General features: G+C 54.3%; 5 protein-coding genes and 1 pseudogene. 5 read left to right on the forward strand and 1 reads right to left on the reverse strand.

Annotated elements, in window-relative coordinates:
• Together DXH47_RS11280 and DXH47_RS11285 are read left to right on the forward strand one after the other, a co-directional pair.
• Positions 1 to 104, forward strand: a pseudogene (locus tag DXH47_RS11280) (IS30 family transposase); the annotation flags it as partial.
• Positions 105 to 143: 39 nt separating this feature from the next.
• The gene (locus DXH47_RS11285) at positions 144 to 1,010 is read left to right on the forward strand and encodes an aldo/keto reductase (protein WP_129033407.1); all 867 of its coding nucleotides are present in this window, start codon (positions 144 to 146) and stop codon (positions 1,008 to 1,010) included.
• Between the two features lie 98 nt (positions 1,011 to 1,108).
• Here DXH47_RS11285 and DXH47_RS11290 read toward each other — a convergent pair whose 3' ends face one another.
• Positions 1,109 to 1,498: a hypothetical protein gene (locus DXH47_RS11290; RefSeq protein WP_129033408.1), complete on the reverse strand. Its 390-nt coding sequence runs from the start codon at positions 1,496 to 1,498 to the stop codon at positions 1,109 to 1,111.
• 199 nt (positions 1,499 to 1,697) lie between these two features.
• Here DXH47_RS11290 and DXH47_RS11295 point away from each other — a divergent pair, with 199 nt between their 5' ends.
• The 3 genes from DXH47_RS11295 to DXH47_RS11305 all read left to right on the forward strand — a co-directional run.
• Positions 1,698 to 2,234 carry a GNAT family N-acetyltransferase gene (locus DXH47_RS11295; protein WP_129033409.1) on the forward strand — a complete coding sequence of 179 codons (537 nt, stop codon included), beginning with the start codon at positions 1,698 to 1,700 and terminating at the stop codon, positions 2,232 to 2,234.
• A gap of 343 nt (positions 2,235 to 2,577) precedes the next feature.
• Positions 2,578 to 4,023 carry a Na+/H+ antiporter NhaC gene (nhaC, locus tag DXH47_RS11300; RefSeq protein ID WP_129033410.1) on the forward strand — a complete coding sequence of 482 codons (1,446 nt, stop codon included), beginning with the start codon at positions 2,578 to 2,580 and terminating at the stop codon, positions 4,021 to 4,023.
• Positions 4,024 to 4,416: 393 nt separating this feature from the next.
• The coding region (locus DXH47_RS11305) for an MFS transporter (RefSeq protein WP_137975629.1) at positions 4,417 to 5,638 on the forward strand (1,222 nt) is incomplete at its 3' end.

Here is a 5,638-nt window from a genome sequence, read left to right on the forward strand (position 1 = left end):
CGACTGATGAGATCCTAGCAGCACTTGAACTAATTAATCAACGACCATTAAAAATACATCATCAACAGACTGCCATTGAAAGATTCCGGGCTTGTTCGGATTAAACTTGTAATTTGCCAAATTAAAAAAGGTGGTTATGAAACATGCATAATGAGATTCCGGCCTTACCGTTAAACAACGGCAATACGATTCCCCAATTGGGGCTCGGGGTGTTTCGCGTCGACAATGCAGCCGACACGAAAAACGCCGTGAAATGGGCACTTGAAGCGGGTTACCGCCACATCGACACGGCCGCTTACTACGGCAACGAGCAGTGGGTGGGCGCCGCCATTCGCGAAAGCAACGTGCCCCGCGACGAGATCTTTGTGACCTCCAAACTCTGGAACAGCGTGCGCGGGTACGACCAGACCAAGCAGGCCTTCCAAACGACTTTGGATAAGTTGGGGCTGGACTACCTCGACATGTATCTGATCCACTGGCCAGCGCCCGGTTACGAAGAGAGCTGGCGGGCCTTAGAAGACCTGTACCAGGCAGGTAAGATCAAGAATATCGGTGTCTCGAACTTCCAGCAGCACCATTTGGAACACCTGATGGAAAAGGCCACGGTCAAGCCGGTGGTCGACCAGGTCGAAACGCACCCATACTTCCAACAAACGGACCTCCACGCTTATTTGGAGAGCCAAGGTATCCTGCACGAAGCTTGGAGTCCGCTGGGTGGTGGCCAGAATAACGCCATCAACGATGCGGTGATCAACGAGATTGCGGCGGCCCACGGCGTTAGTGCGGCCCAGGTCATCTTGCGCTGGCACGTCCAACGTGAAGAAGTGGTCATCCCGAAGTCCACGCACCAGGACCGCATCGAACAGAACCGGGACATCTTTGCCTTTGGCTTAGATGAAGACGAGATGCACCAGATTGAAGACCTCGACACCGGCCACCGCGTTGGCGCCGACCCCGACGACGAGGAATGGTTGAAGCAGTCGCAGACCTACGACGGTCCGAAAAAATAAGTTCCCATTGAAATTTACCGGGGACTCAAAGCAGGAAGCAAGCCCCACTGAAAGGAGCATGCTTCCTGTTTTAGGTTTTCGCCGGTATCGCCCAATGACTAGCGGTAGAGCGGAATGTGTTTTTCTTTGGCTTCGGCCAGCAACTTGTCACCAATGATGTTGGTGGCGGTGATAGGGACCTTGGCGAAGGGACTGAACCAGCGGGGCTTGTCCGGATTGGGCACGTCCTGGTTCTCGCGCAAGTTTGGGACCCAGGCCTTTAAGTCGGCGTAGTGGTAGTCCAACTGGTGCGCGTAGTAGATGATCGCACGGTAGGTGACGTTTTTAAAGTAGAAGTAGTACGCCCCGCCGGCGGCCACGAAATACCACAAGATGGTCCATTCGAGACCGATTTTGCTGGGATCTAGAAAGCCCCAGTAGATGGCCGCCAAGACGAAGAGCACGAACAAAATCACCGCGGCGATGGCCCAACGCAGTTTGTGCGTCAAGAAAATCATCTCAATTCTAATAAAGTTGTGCTTAGTTTACGGGGATACCCGTTCAAATTCAAGTGATTTGGCTAAATTTCGGGGAGATTCCTCGAATTCTAGGTTCAGTCGTGTATAATAACACAGTATTGTCCCGGCTGGGGAGCAGATTCCCCATACCGACTTGTTGTAAGCTACGGAGAAATGAGAGGTAGACAACTTGAAGTTAAGCTTTGAAACGATTCAACCGACCGATTTTGACCAAGTTGACCAACTAGTGGCGGATGCGTTCGCCCCGGTCCCGCAGAGTCAGGGCCAAGAGGTCGGCTTCTTACACCAGTTACGGACCACGTTTGATTACCAACCCACCTTTGAAATGGTGGCCAAGCCCTCAATCGACCAGGTCGTGGGCCACGGCATCCTGACGCCGGTCACGGTGCGCGGGACCCAACACACCACCACCATCTTGGCTCTGGCCCCGTTGGCTGTGAAACCAACTTGGCAAGGCAATGGTGTGGGGAGTCAACTCTTAAGTGAGTTAGAAGTACGTGCTCGCTTAGCCGGCTATCCGGCCGTGAGTGTCGTGGGTGACCCCAACTACTACGGGCAGCGCGGGTACGTGATGGCCGAAGAATTTTCGATTCATAATCCCCGCTTAGTGCCGATGGGCAATCACCTCATCAAACCCTTGAACGCCGGGGCATTGGCTCACGTGGGCGGTATGTTGGAATATCCAGCCCCCTTTGCTAAAATCTAAAATGACTGGTTGACGTGGTTTTCTCATCGTGCTATCATTCTAGTCAATCAAATATTGAACGCTAACTTCCATTACAAGTAGCGAGTCATCTGGGTGTCAGAAAGTCGGTGGGTGCTGCGAACCGATCAGGGTGATGTCGACGAAATACGGTGGAACGTCCTGATTCGTCAGGCGGAAAGACTAGAGCCGTTACCATCTAGAGAGTGGACTAACTGGCCCCCTAAGGCGGGACTGGCTAGTCAAGCTGGGTGGTACCACGGTAGTCGATCAATCGTCCCTGTTGCAAGGAAACTTGCGGCAGGGGCGATTTTTTTAATGAGAGAAATTGAGGAGTGTGAGTGATATGAAGCAAGCAAAACAATGGCAACCCGTTCGGTTGGGGGAAGCCTTAGCCGTGTTAGTCATCATGTTGGCGATTATGGGGGTCGGGGTCATCAAGTTTGGTCTCTCCCCGCAAACACCGGTGATGTTAGTCATCGCGCTGGTCATCTTGTGGGCCAAGGTCCGCGGGGCCGACTGGGAAAAGATTCACGGCGGCATCATTGACGGCATCAAGACCGGCATCATCCCCATCGTCATCTTCATCTTGATTGGGGCCTTGATCAGTGTCTGGATCCAAGCCGGCATCATCCCATCGATGATGGTCTTCGGGTTTCACCTGATTTCAGCCAAGTGGTTCGTGCCGTCGGTCTTTCTGGTCTGTGCCATCATCGGTTCGTCTATCGGGAGTTCCTTCACCATCATTTCGACGGTCGGTATCGCCTTGTTCGGAATGGGCGCGACCATGGGGATGAACCCCGCCTTAGTCGCTGGGGCCATCATCTCCGGGTCGATTTTCGGCGACAAAACTTCGCCATTGTCCGACTCGACCAACCTGGCGTCGGCCGTGGCCGAAGCCGACCTGTTCAGCCACATTAAAAACCTGATGTGGTCGACGATTCCGGCCTTTCTGGTGTCGCTAGTGCTCTACGCCATCATCGGTAGTGGGGCGGCCAGTGACGCCGGGCTGGGCAAGATTCAAACCACGCTCAACACCTTACAGACCCACTACACCATTACCTGGTGGGCGGTCGTGCCGTTGATCATCATGGTTATCTGCGCCGTCAAAAAGGTGCCGGCGATTGCGACCTTGTTCTTAAACATCGGGTTTGCCATCGTGATGATCTTCATCGAACGGCCCCAGACTTCCTTGGCCAGTTTAGCCACGACCATTGAATCCGGCTTCGTGTCGAAGACCGGGAATACCAGCGTCGACGACTTGCTGTCACGGGGGGGCATCAGTTCCATGATGGGGACGGTCTCCTTGATTATCCTCACGCTATCGCTCGGGGGCCTTTTGATGAAGTTTGGTCTGATTCAAACGGCCATGATGCCGCTGGTCAAGCGCTTGACCGGGTCGGGCTCACTGGTCACCGCGGCCATCTTTGCCGGTATCGGCGTCAACGTCTTCGTCGGTGAACAGTACCTGTCCGTCATCTTACCCGGTAAGGCCTTCAAACCGGCCTTCAACCAACGCGGCTTGGCCAACTTGGCCTTGAGCCGGGTATTAGAAGACGGCGGGACCGTCATCAACTACCTGGTCCCATGGGGCGTTGCCGCGGCCTTTGCCGCTAACACTCTGGGTGTCTCCACCTTAGCCTACCTGCCATTTTGTTTCTTCAGCCTGTTGTCACCGGTCTTCTCGATCATCAGTGGCTTTACGGGCTGGGGCTTGAAACGCCAGGCACCAACCAACGGGACCGCCACCGATGCCACGCAAGCCGTGACCCCCGAAGCCAGCGGGCGGTAACATGCGCCTAATTAGGATTAATTTAAGATTAAAATTAAATTAGCCATTGACAAGATAAAATGATAATGCTTTAATGCAACTAATCACTTAACCGGAAAGGAACGATGACAATGCTGAGATTAACCTTACCAACCACTGCGTATTATCTGGGCTTAGTTTACTTTAGATAGCGTCCGTATCGGGTTCTAGATGCGGGCGGCACACACGTCCGTGTCTAAGGTTAGCGAAGTCAGTCATTGTCTTGGCCAGCTAGACACGCGAGTCTAGCGAGGCTAAGTTCCACATTTCTCTCTCACGGTCCTTCCTGCGTGATGAGACGATCAGGCCAGCTAGATGCAAAATCTAGCTGGCCTTTTTCTTTTACCCGGGAGTCGATAAAGGAGGAAATCTATGATGTCCAAACGGTCATTATCCTGGAGTTTATACCTGAATTACTTGGTCCACGGCATCGGGTTGATCATCCTGACCCAAAACATGCAGGCGTTGAGTCAACAATGGCACTCGCCTTTGGCCACGGTGTCCTACGTCTTTTCGGGCGTGGGTATCGGCCGCATCCTGGCCTACTTTCTCTTCGGCCGACTTTCCGACAAGTTCGGCCGCAAAGTGTTCGTTAACGTTGGCATGGTCAGTTACCTCATCTTTTTCCTGGGGATGGCGGTGGTCACTAATTTACAAGTGGCCTATGGATTAGCCATCCTGGCGGGGGTCGCCAACTCGGCGTTAGATTCCGGGACCTACGCGACGTTCATCGAGATGGGGGGGCGCCAGGGAGCGGCCAACATCTTGGTCAAGGCCTTCGTGTCGGTGGGGGAGTTTCTTTTACCCCTGTTAGTTGCCGGCATCGAAGCCACCAACGCCTGGTACGGCTGGTCGTTTCTGCTCGCCAGTGTGATTCTGGTCGGCAATCTCATCTGCTTGAACCGGCAGACCTTCCCGCCACGTAACCGAGTCGATACCACTACGGCGACGACCGCGCAACGGTTGCCGAAACGCCGGCGGGTGCTCGCATCAGTGGGGTTAGCCGGGTACGGGTACACCTCGATGGCCTTGATGATTCTTTACACCCAATGGATCAGCCTGTTCGTGACTCGGACTTATGGCTTTGGCGGTGTGTTGGCCCACTTGTTGTTATCGCTGTACAGCATCGGGTCGATCACCGGGGTGTTGGTGGTCTTCGTCCTGTTACGCGCCGGGGTGGCCGAACGTAAACTCTTACTGGCAATGACCAGCGGGTCGTTCATCGCTTTGGCCGCCATCTGTTACGTGGGTATCCCAGCGGTGGCTATCGTGGCCGCGTTTGCCTTTGGTTTTCTGGCCGCCGGTGGGGCGATGCAATTAGGGTTGAATCTGTTCTTGCGGCTCTACCCGCGGATTAAGGGCACCATTACCGGACTCTTCTTCACCTTCAGTAGTGTCGCGACCTTCACGGTACCGCTGTTCACCGGTTGGCTGTCGACCATCAGCGTGGCCGCGGCCATGCGTTCCGATTTGGTGGTCGCTTTGGCCGGGGTCCTGTGCGTGAGTCTCACCGCCTGGGCGTTACGACCTAGCGACCCGTTGACCCGCGACCGGCGAGCCATCAATCAGATTGATAAAAAGGTGGTCCGTTTACTCA

Source organism: Levilactobacillus suantsaii, from assembly GCF_004115745.1.
Lineage (GTDB): Bacteria > Bacillota > Bacilli > Lactobacillales > Lactobacillaceae > Levilactobacillus > Levilactobacillus suantsaii.

Excerpts from the sequence above, each read along its gene's own strand:
- nhaC (WP_129033410.1), top strand. The coding sequence starts at position 2,578 with ATGAAGCAAGCAAAACAATGGCAACCCGTTCGGTTGGGGGAAGCCTTA.
- DXH47_RS11285 (WP_129033407.1), top strand. The coding sequence starts at position 144 with ATGCATAATGAGATTCCGGCCTTACCGTTAAACAACGGCAATACGATT.